Raw genomic sequence first — 17,919 nt, 5'->3', positions numbered from 1 at the left:
AATTAGGGGTTCTCAAAATTAATCAAGTTTGATGCTCAAACCAAGGCCACGAAGCTCATGGAGCAATACGTTAAGTGACTCAGGAATACCAGGAGTTGGCATTGGATCGCCCTTTACGATTGCTTCGTATGCCTTGCTACGTCCTACAACATCATCTGACTTAACAGTCAGGATCTCCTGCAAAACGTGGCTTGCACCGAATGCCTCGATAGCCCAGACCTCCATCTCTCCGAATCGCTGACCACCAAACTGTGCTTTACCACCAAGTGGCTGTTGTGTAATCAAAGAGTATGGACCGATAGAACGAGCGTGCATCTTATCCTCAACCATATGACCTAACTTCAAGAAGTAAGTCATACCAACAGTAGCTGGCTGGTCAAACTGCTCTCCAGTCTCACCATCATAAAGGTAAGTTGAGCAGAAACGTGGCAAGCCTGCCTTATCTGTCCATTCAGAGAGATCATCCAATTTAGCACCATCAAAGATAGGAGTAGCAAACTTTACACCCAACTTTTTACCTGCAGCACCCAAGATACACTCAAAGATCTGACCAAGGTTCATACGTGAAGGCACACCCAATGGATTCAATACCATATCTACAGGACGACCGTCAGCCATAAATGGCATATCCTCCAAACGAACTACCTTAGACACAATACCCTTATTACCATGACGACCGGCAAGTTTATCACCAACCTGGATCTTACGCTTCTTAGCAATATATACCTTAGCCATCTGAAGAATACCTGATGGAAGTTCATCACCAATAGTGATAGCAAACTTACGACGCTTTAATTCAGCATCAAGTTGCTTATACTTGCGGATATAGTTCATAATAAGTCTCTGAATCAAGCCATTGGTATGCTCATCCTTAGTCCACTTATTAGACTGAACACCATCATACTCCAAATTCTTCAAGGCTGTAGCAGTAAAGGTACTGCCCTTGGTGATAATCTCAGCACCTGTATAATCCTTAACACCCTCAGAAGTCATACCTTCTGTAAGTGTAAGCAACTTGTCTACGAGAATATCCTTCAAGTCATCACCCTTTGCCTCATACTCCTCATCAATCTTAGCAAGAATAATCTTATCCTGCTTCTTTGACTCACGGGTCTTGATAGCACGAGAGAACAACTTCTTGTCAATAACAACACCGCTCAATGATGGATTTGCCTTCAATGAAGAATCCTTCACATCACCAGCCTTATCACCAAAGATAGCGCGAAGCAACTTCTCTTCTGGTGAAGGATCACTTTCACCCTTAGGTGAAATCTTACCAATCATGATATCACCTGGTTCAATTCTTGCACCAACACGCACGATACCATTATCATCAAGATCCTTTGTAGCTTCCTCGCTGACATTAGGGATATCAGATGTGAATTCCTCTACTCCACGCTTAGTTTCACGGACATCAAGAGAGTATTCGTCAACATGTACAGATGTCAATACGTCATCACGAACCATACGTTCAGAAATAACAACAGCATCCTCATAGTTGTAACCCTTCCAAGGAATATAAGCTACAAGCAAGTTACGGCCCAAAGCCAGCTCACCGTTTTCTGTCGCATAACCCTCAGTCAGGATATCACCCTTCTTTACACGCTGTCCCTTATTACAGATAGGACGCAAGTCGATGGTCATATTCTGGTTGGTACGACGGAACTTAGGAATACGATACTCCTTCAAAGCTGGTTCGAAGCTTACAAATTCATCGTCTTCTGTGCGATCGTAAAGGATACGGATAGTTGTAGCATCAACATATTCGATAACACCCTCACCTTCTGCAGTAACCATAGTACGTGAATCCTCACAAACTTGCTTCTCAAGACCAGTACCAACTATTGGTGCATCATTATGAAGCAATGGTACAGCCTGACGCATCATGTTACATCCCATCAACGCACGGTGACCATCATCATGCTCCAAGAATGGAATCAAACCTGCGGATACAGAAGCAATCTGCTGTGGAGATACGTCGACATAATCAACTTGATCCGGACCTACAACAGGATAATCAGCATCCTGACGACACTTTACTACATCACGAATGAAAGAACCATCAACAGTCAAAGGCGCATTACCCTGACCGATAATCTTAGACTCTTCATCTTCAGCAGTCAAGTATACAACATCCTCATTAGCCATATCGACCTTGCTATCATTCACCTTACGGTAAGGAGTAACAATAAAACCAAGATCATTAATCTTTGCATACATACAGAGAGAAGAAATCAAACCGATGTTTGGACCTTCAGGACTCTCAATAGGGCAAAGACGACCATAGTGTGTATAATGTACGTCACGAACCTCGAAACCGGCACGCTCACGAGACAAACCACCAGGACCTAAGGCAGAAAGACGACGCTTATGAGTTACCTCAGCCAGAGGGTTAGTCTGGTCCATGAACTGTGACAATGGATTAGTTCCAAAGAAAGAATTGATAACACTAGAGATTGTCTTAGCATTAATCAAATCTGTTGGAGTAAACACCTCATTGTCGCGAACATTCATACGTTCACGGATAGTACGGGTCATACGTGCCAAACCAATAGAGAACTGGTTAGCCAACTGCTCACCTACAGTACGAACACGACGATTAGACAAGTGGTCGATATCGTCAACTGTTGCACTAGAGTTAATCAGCTGAATAAGATATTTAATGATCTCAATAATATCTTCCTTAGTCAAGACACGAACATCAATGTCAGTATCAAGATTCAATTTCTTATTGATACGATAACGACCTACCTCACCCAGATCATAACGCTTATCCGAGAAGAACAGGTTTTGGAAAACCTCACGTGCACTTGCGTCATCTGCAGGATCAGCATTACGCAACTGACGATAGATATAGTTAACAGCTTCCTTCTCAGAGTTACTTGGATCCTTTGCCAAAGTATTGAAGATAATAGTAAACTTGTTGGCAGCTTCCTCATCCTTATGAAGCAGAACAGTCTGCGCACCACTCTCAACAATCTCCTCAATATTATCAGCAGTAAGTTCAGTCTCACGCTCCATGATTACTTCGTTACGCTCAATAGATACTACTTCACCGGTATCCTCATCAACGAAATCCTCATTCCAACTCTTCAAAACACGAGCAGCAAGCTTACGACCAATAGCAGCCTTCATATTCTTCTTGTTAACCTTCACCTCCTCGGCGAGATCAAAAATCTGAAGAATATCCTTATCCTGTTCGTAACCAATAGCACGCAACAATGTGGTTACAGGCAACTTCTTCTTACGATCGATATATGCATACATTACATTGTTAATGTCAGTTGCAAATTCAATCCAGCTTCCCTTGAAAGGAATGATACGAGCAGAATAAAGCATGGTACCATTTGCATGAACACCCTGGCTAAAGAACACACCAGGAGAGCGATGAAGCTGAGAAACAACAACACGCTCAGCGCCATTAATCACGAAAGTACCATTATCGGTCATATATGGGATAGTACCAAGGAACACATCCTGAATAAATGTACCGAAATCCTCATGATCAGGATCAGTACAATACAGTTTCATCTTAGCCTTCAAAGGTACACTATATGTAAGACCACGCTCCAAACACTCATCAATAGAATAGCGAGGAGGGTCGATATAGTAATCCAAGAACTCAAGAACGAAATTGTTACGTGTATCGGTAATAGGGAAGTTCTCAGAGAACACCTTATACAAACCGTCATTCTTGCGTTCCTCAGGCGGAGTATCCAACTGTAAGAAGTCCTTGAAAGACTTTAACTGCACATCGAGGAAATCCGGATATGGATACGGATTATGCACGCTGGCAAAATTTACTCTGTTATCAACAATTTTTGTAGCCATTAGAAGTTATTAAATGGGTTTTATTAATAATATAATAAAAGACACAAAAAGGTTAGGACTCACCTACTTGGAGAATCCTAACCATTTATATAAAAAATGTATTACTCTAATTACTTGAGTTCTACCTTAGCACCGGCCTCTTCGATAGCCTTCTTAAGGTTCTCAGCCTCGTCCTTAGCTACACCTTCCTTGATTGTAGAAGGAGCACCGTCTACGAGATCCTTAGCCTCTTTCAAACCGAGACCACAAGCCTCCTTAACAGCCTTTACAACCTGGAGCTTAGCGCCACCAACCTCAGCGAGGACTACGTCGAATGTAGACTTCTCCTCAGCTGCAGCTGCACCACCAGCAGCAGGACCAGCAGCTACAGCTACAGCTGCAGCAGCAGGCTCAATACCATACTCGTCCTTGAGGACTGTTGCCAACTCATTAACTTCCTTAACAGTAAGATTTACTAACTCTTCTGCAATAGCTTTGATATCTGCCATTTTATTCTAAATTTTATTTTTGTTTATACTATAATTAATGATAACATTGTGATTGATTACTCAGGACGCTCGCCCAATGTCTTAAGCACACCATGAATAGTGTTGCTTCCTGATTGAAGAGCTGAAACAACGTTCTTTGCAGGTGACTGGAGCAAAGCAACAATCTCTGCGATAACTTCGTTCTTGCTCTTGAGAGCTGAAAGCTCTGCAAGTTTGTCTGCGCCAACGTAGAAGCTTTCCTCTGCATAAGCAGCCTTCAATGTTGGAACATCTTCCTTGTCATATTCCTTCAACAACTTAGCTGGTACATTAGCTGTATTAGCAAACAACACAGCAGTAGTACCCTTCAAGTAGCCATAGAGCTCAGAGAAATCGATATCTGAAGCCTCGAACGCCTTGTGAAGCAAGGAATTCTTAACAACAACCATCTTAATCTCGCTCTGGAAGCACTTGCGACGGAGTGCGCTTGTCTTCTCTGCATTCAATCCTGTAACATCTACAAGATAGAAATGAGGAAACTCCTGCAACTTCTGTCCAAGTTCGGCGATAATAGTATCTTTAACTTCTTTCTTCATTTTACAAAACTTTTAGAGTTATTCAACTGATTTAGGATCAATCTTGATACCCTTACTCATAGTGCTAGAAATAAAGATACTCTTGATATATGTACCTTTAGCAGCAGCAGGCTTCAGCTTGATAACTGTGTTGATGAACTCCTTAGCATTTCCATAAATCTGCTCAGAAGTCATGCCAACCTTACCGATTGAAGTATGGATAATACCAGCCTTATCAACCTTAAAGTCGATCTTACCTTGCTTAACTTCCTTTACTGCCTTAGCAACATCCATAGTTACAGTGCCACTCTTAGGGTTAGGCATCAAACCACGAGGACCGAGTACACGACCCAAAGGACCAATCTTACCCATGCAAGAAGGCATTGTGATGATGACATCAATATCTGTCCAACCACCCTTAATCTTCTCAACGTATTCGTCAAGACCTACATAATCAGCGCCTGCTTCCTTAGCAGCAGCTTCCTGATCAGGAGTACAGAGTGCGAGCACACGAGTAACCTTACCTGTTCCGTTTGGCAATGAAACAACGCCACGAACCATCTGGTTAGCCTTACGTGGATCAACACCTAAGCGTACATCAATATCAAGAGATGCATCAAACTTGGTAGTGGTAATTTCCTTTACCAACTCTGAAGCCTCCTTCAATGTGTATGCCTTCCCTGCTTCAACCTTATCAGCTACTGATTTTTGATTTTTTGTCAGTTTACTCATTTTTCTAATTGAAGTTTTAAATTATTTACCAGGGAAGTCCCCTTTTACAGTAATACCCATACTTCTTGCAGTACCAGCGATGAGCTTCATAGCTGATTCTACAGTAAAGCAGTTCAAGTCCTTCATCTTATCCTCAGCGATTACCTTTACCTGATCCCAAGTAAGAGAAGCAACCTTCTGACGATTAGGCTGAGCAGAACCTGACTTGATTTTGGCAGCCTCTTTCAATTGAACTGCAGCAGGTGGAGTCTTGATAATAAAATCAAAAGACTTGTCAGTATAATAAGTAATAACTACTGGCAACACTTTACCTGCTTTGTCCTGGGTACGGGCGTTGAATTCCTTGCAGAATCCCATAATATTAATACCCTTAGAACCCAATGCAGGTCCTACTGGAGGTGAAGGATTCGCAGCGCCACCTTTAATCTGTAATTTGATTAATCCAGCAACTTCTTTAGCCATTTCTTTGTTAATATTTAAAATTGAAACTTATAAGGAATAACAATCTCGTAACAGAATCCTATTCCTTTTCTACTTGCATAAAACCTAATTCCAACGGAGTTTTACGTCCGAAGATCTTAACCGTAACTTTCAGCTTATGCTTTTCAGCATTAACCTCTTCAACGATTCCGCTGAAACCACTGAATGGACCTTCCATAACCTTAACGGTATCATTAACCAAGTAAGGACAATCAAGATTCTCCTCAAACTCAGTCTCCTCAGCAGAACCCAGCATACGATTGATATCGCGCTGTGGAACTGGTGTCGGTTCATCCAAACCTCCAAGGAAACCCAAAACATTAGGGAGGAAACGCAACGTATGCGCTACATCACCCTTCAGTTTGGCCTCCACAAAAACATAACCTGGAAGAGAAACCTTTTCTTTAACGACTCTCTTTCCATTACGCACAGTTGCATGCTTCTCAACTGGAATCAACACCTGAGAAACATTTGCTGCTAGTAAGTCATTGTGCTTCATTTCAGCTTCGATGTATTCTTTCACCTTAGCTTCCTTACCACTAACGGCTTTAAGCACATACCATTTATTTCCTGCGTCTGCCATTTCCTTAAAAAATTAACCTGGATAAACTACACCCATAAAGGCTTTGAAAATAGAATCCATCGCGAACACAACAAGTGCAATGACTAGGGAAGCAGATAATACAACCATTGCACTATGAGTAAGTTCGGCACGTGATGGCCAAGTAGTCTTATGCGCAAGTTCATCGTAACATGCCTTGCAATAATTTACTATTTTATTCATATTATCTTCTATTTAGCACGGGTTGAAGGGCTCGAACCCTCGACACCTGGTTTTGGAGACCAGTGCTCTACCAACTGAGCTAAACCCGTAGAAAGACTCCCGCTCCCTTAGGAGGGGAGTCTGATATATATAGCAAATTAGATAAATCTAAATTACTTGATATCGTCGAGAATTGTTGTAATCTGACCAGAACCTACTGTACGACCACCCTCACGGATAGCGAAACGAAGACCCTCGTTCAAAGCAACCTTGTAGATCAACTCTACCTCAATCTCTACGTTATCACCAGGCATTACCATCTCAACTCCCTCTGGAAGCTTGATTTCACCTGTACAGTCCATAGTACGGAGATAGAACTGAGGACGATACTTGTTACCGAATGGAGTGTGACGACCACCCTCTTCCTTCTTCAATACATAGATAGAAGCCTTGAAGTGATCGTGAGGAGTAATAGCTCCTGGGTGTACAACTACCATACCACGCTTAACCTCAGCCTTATCGATACCACGGAGAAGCAAACCTACGTTATCACCAGCTTCACCCTCTGCAAGAATCTTACGGAACATCTCAACACCAGTAATAACTGACTTCTTGTCCTCACCAAGACCGAGCAACTGAACTTCGTCACCTACCTTGCAACGACCTGTCTCAATACGACCTGTAGCAACAGTACCACGACCTGTAATTGAGAATACATCCTCGATAGGCATCAAGAATGGCTTATCAATCTCGCGCTCTGGCTCCTGAATCCACTCATCAACTGTATCCATCAAAGTCTCAACAGACTTAACCCACTTCTCAACACCGTTCAAAGCACCGAGAGCAGAACCACGTACAATTGGAGTATCCTCCTCGTAACCATACTGCTCGAGGATCTCACGAAGCTCCATCTCAACGAGCTCAAGCATCTCCTCATCATCAACCATATCGCACTTGTTCAAGAAAACAACCAAACGAGGTACGTTTACCTGACGTGCAAGAAGTACGTGCTCACGTGTCTGTGGCATAGGACCATCAGTAGCAGCACAAACCAAGATTGCACCATCCATCTGAGCAGCACCAGTAACCATGTTCTTTACATAGTCAGCGTGTCCAGGACAGTCAACGTGTGCATAGTGACGCTTTGCTGTCTCATACTCGATGTGAGCAGAGTTGATAGTGATACCACGCTCTTTCTCCTCAGGAGCATTATCAATCTGATCGAATGACTTAACTGCCTCAGATGTACCGAGCTTCTCGTTCAATACCTTAGAGATAGCAGCGGTCAGAGTAGTCTTACCATGGTCAACATGACCAATTGTACCAATGTTAACATGCGGTTTGGTACGCACGAATTCTTCTTTAGCCATAGCTTTTCTTTTTATTTATATAAATGAATAATCTGTTCCTCTACCATCCTAAGCATCTAGAACGATAGAGCTGTAACTGAGAGTTGAACTCAGGACCTCTTCCTTACCAAGGAAGTGCTCTACCACTGAGCTATTACAGCAAGTTAATAAATTGAGCGGAAAACGGGGCTCAAACCCGCGACCCCCAGCTTGGAAGGCTAGTGCTCTATCAACTGAGCTATTTCCGCTTATCAAAGAAAGTGGGTAGTGATGGATTCGAACCACCGAAGGCATAGCCAGCAGATTTACAGTCTGCCCCATTTGGCCACTCTGGTAACTACCCAATTTTCTTTTTCTGAGCCTCTTGTCGGATTCGAACCAACGACCCCGAGATTACAAATCACGTGCTCTGGCCAACTGAGCTAAAGAGGCAATCTTTACAGCCGCAATACGGCTAAATTTCCATCTACCGGAAAACGGCTGCAAAGATACAACTATTTTTTGAATCAACAAAATTTTTTCGAGTTTTTTTTTATCGATTCCTTGATTTTTCTTTAAATTTGGTCAATTGAACCTTCATTGAGTCCACTGCCTGGTCAATTCCTTCCTCAAAAGTGTCACATGTCTTTTCTACGAACAACTTGGTTCCAGGGACAGCAACTTCCAGATGAACTTCCTTATTCAAGGCAGTAGCAGGCTTCACGACCTTTAATTGCACCTCTACTTTCTGTATATCTTCAAAAGTTTTTTCTAACTTGGCGACTTTCTTTTCGATAAACGCCTGTAACTTCTCGGTAGCGTCGAAGTGAATCGACTGAATCTTAATTTCCATAGTTACCTCCATTTTTTAAAAGGTTACGCCCGAGGATGGGCTTCAATATAAACTCGTTTCAACTGTTCAAACGTTGTATGCGTATAAATCTCGGTCGTCGAGAGTTTCGCATGTCCTAACAGTCTTTTCAAACTTTCAATTCCTGCACCATGATTCAACATTGCAGTAGCAAACGTATGCCTCAACACGTGCGGACTTTTCTTTTTCAACGAGCAAACCCTTGCGAGGTTCTCCTTCACGATTTCTCTGACTTGAACCGGACTCATCCGTCCGCCCTTATCCGCAAGCAAAAGAGCTCCAGTCTTAACCATCACCCTTCGTGCTCTTAGAGCCAAATATTCCGAAAGAGCATTTTTAAGCTCGTCACCAAAAGGAACTATACGTTGTTTGTTTCCCTTACCCGTAATCTTTATCTCTTTTTTGATAAAGTTCACATCGTCAACATCAAGTCCTATCAACTCTGACAATCGCATCCCCGTCTCATAGAACAATATTATAATAGTACGTGCGCGTACATTATTATAATCATCGCCCCACATTTTCCTGTCAAGCAACTCATCCATCTCATTTTCTTTCAAGAATTGAGGTAGCGGTCTACTTTCCTTTGGTCCTTTGAGGCTATGAGCGGGATCCGACTCCACATAATGTCTGACTAAAGCAAACCGATAGAACATTTTCAAAGCACTCAACCGGCGATTAACCGAGGTTGCCTTATTACCTGCATCTACCATATGCTCCATCCAGTTGCGAATCATATCAGAATCAACAGATTCCCAAGTGAAGGATTCAGACAAGTTCCTAGCATACTGCTCAAAGAGTTTCAAATCTTCGCGATAGTTTTCTACCGTCCTCTGCGACCTGTTCAGTTCAGAGCGCAAATATTCCAAGAACTTATCTATACTCAACATAACGTCGTACCTTTTTCATTTCGGCAACGAAGTTACGAAAATTATTTTAAACTACCAAATTTTTTGAGGATTTTTTACTTTTATTCCTCGTTTGCACGCAACTGCTGTACGTAGATGGCGTGTTCCATCTTGAGACGCTTCAAAACAGAAGGTTTGTCATACTGCTGACGAGCACGAAGCTCCTTAACAACACCTGTCTTTTCGAATTTTCTCTTAAACTTCTTGAGAGCTCTCTCGATGTTCTCACCGTCTTTAACTGGTACAATAATCATTTTTTTGCTTTTAATTTATTATGTTAAACTTATGTTATTCAATGCGAAATATGGCAATGCCACAATTTGCGGGTGCAAAATTACATCTATTTTATCAAACTACCAAGTTTTTCTTCAACTTTTTACTCTAAAATGTTCATTTTATGGGTTTTGTAGCATTTTCAAGCCATTTTTTCTCCTCTTCATCAAGGAAAGGAGACAATTTTTCATAAACTGAATGATGATAAGCATTGAGCCAGTCAATCTCTTCAGGCAACAACATATCAACATCTATAGGAGCGGTATCTATAGGACAAAGAGTAAGAGGCTCTATCTGCAGGAATTTACCGAACTCAGTAGACATGTAGTCTGAAATCAGCACCGTATTTTCTATTCTTACGCCAAACTTACCTGCCAGATACAAACCAGGCTCATCCGTCAAGGTCATTCCAGCTCTCAAAGGTGTAGGCATCCACTCCATTCTTATTTGATGAGGGCCTTCGTGCACACAGAGATACGAACCTACTCCATGGCCTGTACCATGCAAGAAATTATATCCTTCACGCCACATACACTCTCTTCCTACAGCATCCAACTGAGTTCCTGATGCACCATCGGGGAATTTAACCAATTCCAACTGAATATGCGCTTTCAGAACCAAGGTATAAACATGCTTCATCTCTTGAGATACAGGTCCCAAAGCAATGGTACGGGTAATATCAGTAGTACCATCCTGGTATTGAGCGCCAGAGTCTATCAGGATCAAGCCTTCCGGTTTCAGAACGACATCTGTTTCAGGAGTTGCCTCATAATGGACAATTGCTCCATGCTGCGCATAGCCGGCAATCGTATCAAAAGAAATATCTCTGAACAGTTTCTGTTCGGCACGTAGCGACGTCAATTTCTCATCAATGGAAATTTCTGTTTGTCCGCCAGCCTCAACAGCAGGTTTCAGCCACTTCAAGAACTTAACCATAGCAACACCATCTTTAAGCATCGCACTACGGTAGCCCTCTATTTCTGCTTTATTTTTCACAGCCTTCATAGCCGGAATAGGAGAACCAGCAGCAACAATTTCCTGGCATTTTACAGCTTTCCACAGATAATAGCTCGTTTCATCTCCATCTAACAGGATATTATATTCCGAATATGATTCAAGGCATTTTTCCACCTTATTATATTTATAGAGAGAAACCTGATTGTCTTGAAGATACTGTTTTACTTCAGGAGATAATTTATTATCATCCACGAAAAGAGAAACTTTATCGCTCTCAATCAACAAATAACTTACAAATACAGGATTGCAATGAACATCTGTACCACGAAGATTCAAAGTCCAAGCAATATCATCCAAAGCGGAAACGAGCATACCATCTGCATGAAGTTCTCTCAAAGCCTTACGGATACGGGCCACTTTAGAGGCTAGCGTCTCTCCAGCATATTCCAATGGTTGAATTTCTACAGGATTTGCAGGAAGCGAAGGACGATTCTCCCAAATCTGTTCCAAAGGGTCCAAATTAGTCCTAAGCGTAATTCCACCGAGTTTACGGAGAGAATAGCTTAAATCTTTAACATAATTATAAGAGTTGACCATGCCATCAAGTCCAACCTCAGGAGATTGTACATCCTGCAATTCTTTTCCCAACCATTCTGCGATAGTAGGCGTACCTTCCATTTTCAGCCTCATCAGCTGATATTCAGTACCTTCCAACTGTTCTTCCGCAGCCAGGAAGTAGCGGGAATCAGTCCATAAAGCAGCCGATTTCATTGTAACGACAGCAGTACCAGCCGACCCGTTAAAACCAGAGATCCACTCTCTTCCTCGCCAATGGTCGGCAACATACTCGCTCTGATGAGCATCTGTACTAGGGAAGATGAAAGCAGAAAGATGTTCACGCTTCATCAACTCCCTCAATCTAGCTAAACGTAATTCGATTTCATTCATAATTGTTATGCAATTTAATGTTTAACTTAACTCCAAATAATGCATTTTGCTAATTAGAGATTACAAAGATAACATTTTTAAGAATTAACAACAAATTTAAGCGCAAAAATATGCACGATTTACATTACTTTTTATTAATTTTGCGGTCGGAAAGTAAAAAGAAGGAGTTTTACAAACTTTATTCCGGATACATTCCGCTATTTTTCAGGAGAAAAAGATTATAAACATTTTAATAAGAATTGTAGTTATGAATTTTTTAACAAATGACAAACTCGTTATCGTCGGTGCAGGCGGTATGATCGGTTCTAACATGGTACAGAGCGCTTTGATGCTCGGTCTTACTCCAAACATCTGTCTTTATGATATCTTCGAGCCAGGTGTACATGGTGTATTCGATGAGATTCAGCAGTGCGCATTCCCAGGTGTTAACGTAACTTATACTGTTAACCCAGAGGAGGCTTTCACTGGTGCTAAATATATCATTTCTTCTGGTGGTGCTCCTCGCAAGGAGGGTATGACTCGTGAGGATCTTCTTAAGGGCAACTGCAAGATTGCTGCAGAATTTGGTGACAACATCAAGAAGTACTGCCCAGAGGTTGAGCACGTAGTTGTTATCTTCAACCCAGCTGACGTTACAGCTCTTACAGCACTTATCCACTCAGGTTTGAAGCCAAACCAGTTGACATCACTCGCAGCTCTCGATTCTACTCGTCTGCAGCAGGCTTTGGCCCTCGAGTTCGGTGTACAGCAGGATAAGGTTACTGGCGCTCACACTTATGGTGGTCACGGCGAGCAGATGGCTGTATTTGCTTCTCAGGTTAAGGTTGACGGCAAGCCATTGGCAGAGATGGGTCTTTCTGACGAGCGTTGGGAAGAGATCAAGCACCACACAGTACAGGGTGGTTCTAACATCATCAAGCTCCGCGGCCGTTCTTCATTCCAGAGCCCAGCTTACAATGCAGTTAAGATGATCGAGGCTGCTATGGGTGGCGAGAAGTTCACATTGCCAGCAGGTTGCTATGTAAACTGCGACAAGTGCGGTTTCAAGAACGTAATGATGGCTATGCCTACTACTATCGACAAGACTGGTGTTCACTTCACAGAGCCTACAGGTACTGAGGAAGAGCTCGCTAGCCTCGCTAAGTCTTACGAGCACCTTTGCAAGATGCGCGATGAGATCGTAGAGCTCGGCATCGTTCCTCCAGTAGCTGAGTGGAAAGAGATGAACCCTAACTTGTAATTCTCCGCTTCGGATTTTTAGAAGTTAACTCGATAAGGGCTGAATCGTGAAAATGCTTCATGATTCAGCCTTTTTTCATTTATTTTCCCCCTATAGCGACCATTTATCCCCCAAATACGCCATATCGTTACATTTTTCTGTAATTCAGGTTATACGAGTTTGGTATTATTTTTGTAATTTTGCACACAGAAATAACAAATAAAAAAGGATAATAGAAAATTATGGAATTGATAAAGAACAAATCATTCGGGGGCGAGCGCCCTCTTTTCGGTGCTCACGATGTGCGTTTAGAAGATATTACGATTACAGATGGCGAATCGGGCATCAAGTGCTGCCAAAACATAGAATGCCACCATTCCAAGTTTTATGGCAAATACCCTTGGTGGCATGTGGACGGTTCCCTTATCACAGACTGCTACTTCGCCCCAGAAAGCCGTTCGGCCATCTGGTATAGTGATAATATGGTGATGAAAGACTGCACCATCGATGGGCCTAAGTTCTTCCGCGAAATGAAGAATCTGGATTTGGAGAACGTAAACATCACAGATGCTGATGAGACTTTCTGGAAGGTAGATGGCTTGAAACTGAAGAACGTAAAGCTCCACGATGGAACTTATCCATTCATGTTCTCCAAGAATATCTATGTAGACGGACTTGAGAGCGATTCCAAGTATGTATTCCAATACTGCAGAAATGTGGAGATTCACAACGCAAAGATTACAACCAAGGACAGTTTCTGGGAATGCGAGAATGTAACCGTTTATGATTCGGAACTGAATGGTGAGTATCTGGCCTGGCACAGCAAGAACATCAAGTTCGTACGTTGCCACATCAGCGGCGAGCAGCCTCTCTGCTACATGGACCATGTAACTCTGGAGGATTGCACCTTTGATAAGGAATGCGACCGTGCCTTCGAGGATTGCACCAACATCGATGCACAGATCAAGGGAAGTATCACCAACATCAAGAACCCTATCTCCGGAAGAATCGAGGCAGACGAAGTGGGAAGCGTAACATATACTGAGTTTGCCAAAGCGCCAAAGGGTGCATGTAAAATCACAGATAAATCGAAATAGTTTAAGAGGTAATTACAGAAAGGGCAACAATCAAGTAAATTACTAATTGTTCCCATAACTAATTGTTCTTACACTTAACTGAAATCTCCGTTCATAGACATTGAACGGCCGTTCAAAAGCTTTGAATGTACGTTCAATGTCTTTGAACGGAGATTCAAAGTCTATGAACGAAGATTTCAATTAGGAGAAAAAGAGATTTATCCTATATAAATAAGAGATTTATCCTATATAGATAGAAGAAACAACATAGATAGAAAACAAATATGAAATACAATTTTGATGAAATCATCGAACGTCGTGGAACCAACTCATACAAATGGGATTTGGTGAAGGAAGACGGCGTTATTCCGATGTGGGTAGCAGATATGGACTTCCAGACTGCTCCCTGCATCATCGAAGCTCTGCAAAAGCGCGTAGCTCATGGCATCTTCGGCTATACCCTCGTACCTGATTCTTATTACGAGGCTATCATCAGCTGGTTCTCCCGCCGCCACCAGTGGAAGATAGAGAAAGACTGGATTCTTTATACTTCAGGCGTTGTACCAGCCATTTCCTGCTGTCTGAAAGCCATCTGCATGCCTGGCGAAAAGGTATTGGTACAGACACCTGTCTACAACTGCTTCTTCTCCTGCATTACAAACAGCGGATGCGAAGTAGTAGAAAACGAACTGAAACGTGTGGGCAACTGCACTTATGAGATTGATTTCGAAGACTTCGAGCGCAAATGTGCCGATGAGAAGACCACAGCCTTCATCCTCTGCAATCCTCATAATCCAGCCGGAAGAGTGTGGAAGAAAGAGGAACTTGAGCGAATGAACGACATCTGTCTCAAGCACGGGGTAAAGGTCATCGCAGATGAAATTCATTGCGAGCTCATCATGCCAGGCTATCAGTATACTCCATTTGCCAGCATCAGCGAAGCTTGCCGCGACAACTGCGTAGTATTGAATTCTCCATCAAAGTCATTCAATATTGCAGGACTTCAGATAGCCAACATTATCTGTCCGGATGCAACATTGCGCCGCCGCATCAACCGCGCCATCAACATCAACGAGGTTTGTGATGTAAACCCATTCGGCGTTATCGCCCTACAGGCAGCTTACAATGAGGGAGAAGAATGGTTGGATGAATTGAACCAATATCTCTACGAGAACTATCAGGCAGTAAAGGAATTCTTCAATACCGAATTGCCACAAGTTCGCGTTACCCGCCTTGAAGGCACCTACCTGGTATGGCTCGATATCCTGCCATTCGAACTGTCAAGTGACGAGGCTTATGAAAAGCTGATGAACGATGGTAAGGTATTCGTCAACAGTGGTACGATGTATGGCAGAAAGGCTGGTCAGGGCTACCTGCGCCTCAATATCGCCTGTCCTCGCAAGACCCTGATGCAGGGTCTGATTCGCATCGCACGAGTTCTCAGCCAGTATATGGATGAAGAGGATTTAAGCGGATGCCCTGCATAAAAGAGCGAAGAAAGAGAAAAGATTTCTAAATAAAATGTTTAAAACAAGATAAGATGGAAAATGAAGTTTTAAAAGCCATTAAGGAGAGAAGAAGTATTCGTCGCTTCAAGGCAGATCAGATTACCGACGAAGAGTTGAAGACGGTATTGGAAGCCGGCACATGGGCAGCAACAGGTCATGGAACCCAGGAGCCTTTCATCATTGCCGTTCAGAATCCTGAGATTTGCGCCCAGCTTCGCAAGATGAACGCAGAAATCATGGGTGTAGAAAGCGATCCTTACTATGGAGCGCCAACCATCGTTATCGTTCTGGCACCAGAAAGCAACGTTAACGGTGTGAAAGATGGCAGCCTTATCTTAGGCAATATGATGCTTGCTGCCCACTCTATCGGCCTTGCATCTTGCTGGATTAACCGTGAAGACGGTATGTTTGCATCAGAAGAAGGCAAGAAGTTGATGAAAGACTGGAATCTTCCAGAAGGTTTGATGGGAGTAGGAGCCTTAGCCTTGGGTTATGCTTCTTCGCATCCTCATACCGTAAAACCAAGAAAAGAGGATTACTACCGCATTATCAAATAAAGGCAGGATGCCTGGTTTACGGCACATACATATACAAGAAAAGGTCTCATGAAGAAAAACATTCATGAGACCTTTTCTTGTATATGTATATAATGAAGCTATTACAACTTTACACTTGCCAAGACCTTATCAGTAGCGCCAGCCAAATGAGCCACGAAGGCGCCAGCCTTATCGCCAGCCTGATTCAGGAAGGCCTCATCATTCATCAGAGAACTCATCAAGCCTGAGAAATCTTCATAGGTATTGATTTCAAAACCTCCACCCGATTTCAGCAAGCCCTGAGCCTCCTGAAACTTTTTATTGTTCGGACCAAAGATAACCGGCATATTCCATACGGCAGCCTCCAAGGTGTTATGAATACCTACACCAAAGCCACCACCGATATAAGCCACATCACCATAGTTGTACATACTGCTCAACAATCCGAAACAATCGATGATCAAGACATCAGCCTCCGCAGCTTCTTCAGGAGTAGTTTGCGTATAGCGCACTACCTTCTTGCCCTTTATCAGAGAAAGAATCAACTTCAGATGCTCTTCAGCGATGACATGAGGAGCAATCAGCAGGCGCCAATCCTTATGCTCATTAAAGAAAGGTATAAAGATATTCTCATCTGGTGGCCAAGAACTACCGGCAACAAATACCTTGAAATCATGATGAGGAACACCTGCAGACTGAGATGAAGCCACTCCTGTTCTGAAAGCCTCGCAAATCGGCAATTGCTTGGCAGCCTCCTTTATCTGGAGAACACGGTCGAAACGGGTATCTCCTACCACATCCACAGCCGTGATGCCGATACCTTCGAGCAATCGCTTACTTTCTTCGTTCTGTACGAAGAAACGGGTAAAGCACTTCAGCACTCCAGCATAGTTTCTGCCATACCATTTAAAGAACACCTGATCCTCGCGGAAGATACTGCTCACGCTATAAGTAGGAATGTTGCGATGCTTCAGGATATGAAGGAAATTAGACCAGAACTCATACTTGATGAAGAAAGCCATCACAGGACGTACCAGTCTAAGGAAACGGATGGCGTTCAACCTAGTATCCACCGGCATATAACAGATGATGTCAGCTCCCTCATAGTTCTTGCGCACCTCATAACCTGAAGGAGAATAGAAGGTAAGCAGAATCTTATACTGAGGATAGTCCTTACGGATACGTTCCATCAAAGGTCGTCCCTGTTCAAACTCACCGAGCGATGCAGCATGAAACCAAATGTACTTAGCGTTAGGATCCACCTTCTGCCTCAATATTTTGAAAGCCTCACGCTCACCACGCCACATCTTGCGCACCTTTTCATTAAACAGACTTGCAATGGCTATGCCCCAAAGGACGAAATATATTACGATATTATAGATCATGATATTTCTTTATATTGGTTACTATCTATAAATACGTGAACTCTCTGAATAGCCTTCAGCAA

Annotated in this window: 17 protein-coding genes and 5 tRNA genes; 4 read left to right on the top strand and 18 right to left on the bottom strand. The window is 42.8% G+C overall.

Going from position 1 to position 17,919, the window contains the following annotated elements; genetic code table 11:
* Positions 1-18: 18 nt before the first annotated feature.
* The 17 genes from rpoB to NNC77_RS06430 all read right to left on the bottom strand — a co-directional run bounded on the left by rpoB (position 19) and on the right by NNC77_RS06430 (position 12,133).
* Positions 19-3,831, bottom strand: coding sequence for a DNA-directed RNA polymerase subunit beta (gene rpoB, locus NNC77_RS06510; RefSeq protein WP_022122142.1), 3,813 nt, complete (start codon positions 3,829-3,831; stop codon positions 19-21).
* A 110-nt stretch (positions 3,832-3,941) separates the two neighbouring features.
* On the bottom strand, positions 3,942-4,319 hold the full coding sequence (gene rplL / locus NNC77_RS06505; RefSeq protein WP_006848843.1) for a 50S ribosomal protein L7/L12: 378 nt from the start codon (positions 4,317-4,319) through the stop codon (positions 3,942-3,944).
* A gap of 56 nt (positions 4,320-4,375) precedes the next feature.
* Positions 4,376-4,894 (bottom strand): 50S ribosomal protein L10, encoded by a 519-nt coding sequence (gene rplJ, locus NNC77_RS06500; protein ID WP_022122141.1) that lies wholly within the window; start codon positions 4,892-4,894, stop codon positions 4,376-4,378.
* Between the two features lie 18 nt (positions 4,895-4,912).
* On the bottom strand, positions 4,913-5,605 hold the full coding sequence (gene rplA, locus NNC77_RS06495) for a 50S ribosomal protein L1 (RefSeq protein WP_022122140.1): 693 nt from the start codon (positions 5,603-5,605) through the stop codon (positions 4,913-4,915).
* 21 nt (positions 5,606-5,626) lie between these two features.
* Positions 5,627-6,067 carry a 50S ribosomal protein L11 gene (gene rplK, locus NNC77_RS06490; RefSeq protein WP_006848846.1) on the bottom strand — a complete coding sequence of 147 codons (441 nt, stop codon included), beginning with the start codon at positions 6,065-6,067 and terminating at the stop codon, positions 5,627-5,629.
* 58 nt (positions 6,068-6,125) lie between these two features.
* Positions 6,126-6,668: a transcription termination/antitermination protein NusG gene (gene nusG, locus NNC77_RS06485; RefSeq protein ID WP_006848847.1), complete on the bottom strand. Its 543-nt coding sequence runs from the start codon at positions 6,666-6,668 to the stop codon at positions 6,126-6,128.
* Between the two features lie 12 nt (positions 6,669-6,680).
* Complete coding sequence (secE, locus tag NNC77_RS06480) at positions 6,681-6,869, bottom strand: preprotein translocase subunit SecE (RefSeq protein WP_006848848.1); 189 nt, start codon at positions 6,867-6,869, stop codon at positions 6,681-6,683.
* 16 nt (positions 6,870-6,885) lie between these two features.
* A tRNA-Trp gene (locus NNC77_RS06475) sits at positions 6,886-6,958 on the bottom strand.
* Between the two features lie 63 nt (positions 6,959-7,021).
* Positions 7,022-8,218, bottom strand: a complete 1,197-nt coding sequence (tuf, locus tag NNC77_RS06470; RefSeq protein ID WP_022122139.1) for an elongation factor Tu — start codon at positions 8,216-8,218, stop codon at positions 7,022-7,024.
* Between the two features lie 68 nt (positions 8,219-8,286).
* Positions 8,287-8,358, bottom strand: a tRNA-Thr gene (locus NNC77_RS06465).
* A 14-nt stretch (positions 8,359-8,372) separates the two neighbouring features.
* Positions 8,373-8,445, bottom strand: a tRNA-Gly gene (locus NNC77_RS06460).
* A 13-nt stretch (positions 8,446-8,458) separates the two neighbouring features.
* Positions 8,459-8,540, bottom strand: a tRNA-Tyr gene (locus NNC77_RS06455).
* Between the two features lie 15 nt (positions 8,541-8,555).
* A tRNA-Thr gene (locus NNC77_RS06450) sits at positions 8,556-8,629 on the bottom strand.
* Between the two features lie 100 nt (positions 8,630-8,729).
* Positions 8,730-9,029, bottom strand: coding sequence for a ribosome hibernation-promoting factor, HPF/YfiA family (gene hpf, locus NNC77_RS06445; RefSeq protein ID WP_022122138.1), 300 nt, complete (start codon positions 9,027-9,029; stop codon positions 8,730-8,732).
* A 23-nt stretch (positions 9,030-9,052) separates the two neighbouring features.
* Positions 9,053-9,934, bottom strand: coding sequence for a site-specific tyrosine recombinase/integron integrase (xerA, locus tag NNC77_RS06440; protein ID WP_254970305.1), 882 nt, complete (start codon positions 9,932-9,934; stop codon positions 9,053-9,055).
* Between the two features lie 83 nt (positions 9,935-10,017).
* Positions 10,018-10,209 carry a 30S ribosomal protein S21 gene (gene rpsU / locus NNC77_RS06435; protein ID WP_006848852.1) on the bottom strand — a complete coding sequence of 64 codons (192 nt, stop codon included), beginning with the start codon at positions 10,207-10,209 and terminating at the stop codon, positions 10,018-10,020.
* 136 nt (positions 10,210-10,345) lie between these two features.
* Positions 10,346-12,133, bottom strand: a complete 1,788-nt coding sequence (locus NNC77_RS06430) for an aminopeptidase P family protein (RefSeq protein ID WP_254970275.1) — start codon at positions 12,131-12,133, stop codon at positions 10,346-10,348.
* 247 nt (positions 12,134-12,380) lie between these two features.
* Between NNC77_RS06430 and NNC77_RS06425 the strand changes: the two genes are divergently transcribed.
* The 4 genes from NNC77_RS06425 to NNC77_RS06410 all read left to right on the top strand — a co-directional run bounded on the left by NNC77_RS06425 (position 12,381) and on the right by NNC77_RS06410 (position 16,493).
* On the top strand, positions 12,381-13,373 hold the full coding sequence (locus tag NNC77_RS06425) for a malate dehydrogenase (protein ID WP_117586705.1): 993 nt from the start codon (positions 12,381-12,383) through the stop codon (positions 13,371-13,373).
* Between the two features lie 221 nt (positions 13,374-13,594).
* Positions 13,595-14,449 carry a DUF3737 family protein gene (locus NNC77_RS06420; RefSeq protein WP_117694718.1) on the top strand — a complete coding sequence of 285 codons (855 nt, stop codon included), beginning with the start codon at positions 13,595-13,597 and terminating at the stop codon, positions 14,447-14,449.
* 263 nt (positions 14,450-14,712) lie between these two features.
* Positions 14,713-15,915 (top strand): MalY/PatB family protein, encoded by a 1,203-nt coding sequence (locus NNC77_RS06415; RefSeq protein ID WP_022122133.1) that lies wholly within the window; start codon positions 14,713-14,715, stop codon positions 15,913-15,915.
* A 53-nt stretch (positions 15,916-15,968) separates the two neighbouring features.
* Complete coding sequence (locus tag NNC77_RS06410) at positions 15,969-16,493, top strand: nitroreductase family protein (protein WP_153085988.1); 525 nt, start codon at positions 15,969-15,971, stop codon at positions 16,491-16,493.
* Between the two features lie 101 nt (positions 16,494-16,594).
* Here NNC77_RS06410 and NNC77_RS06405 read toward each other — a convergent pair whose 3' ends face one another.
* A complete protein-coding gene (locus tag NNC77_RS06405; protein WP_254970304.1) occupies positions 16,595-17,854 on the bottom strand; it encodes a 3-deoxy-D-manno-octulosonic acid transferase in 1,260 nt (419 codons plus the stop codon).
* Positions 17,855-17,919 lie beyond the last annotated feature (65 nt).

This window comes from Segatella copri (genome assembly GCF_024330485.1).
Lineage (GTDB): Bacteria > Bacteroidota > Bacteroidia > Bacteroidales > Bacteroidaceae > Prevotella > Prevotella copri_L.
This window is presented reverse-complemented; position numbering and strand designations above follow the sequence as displayed.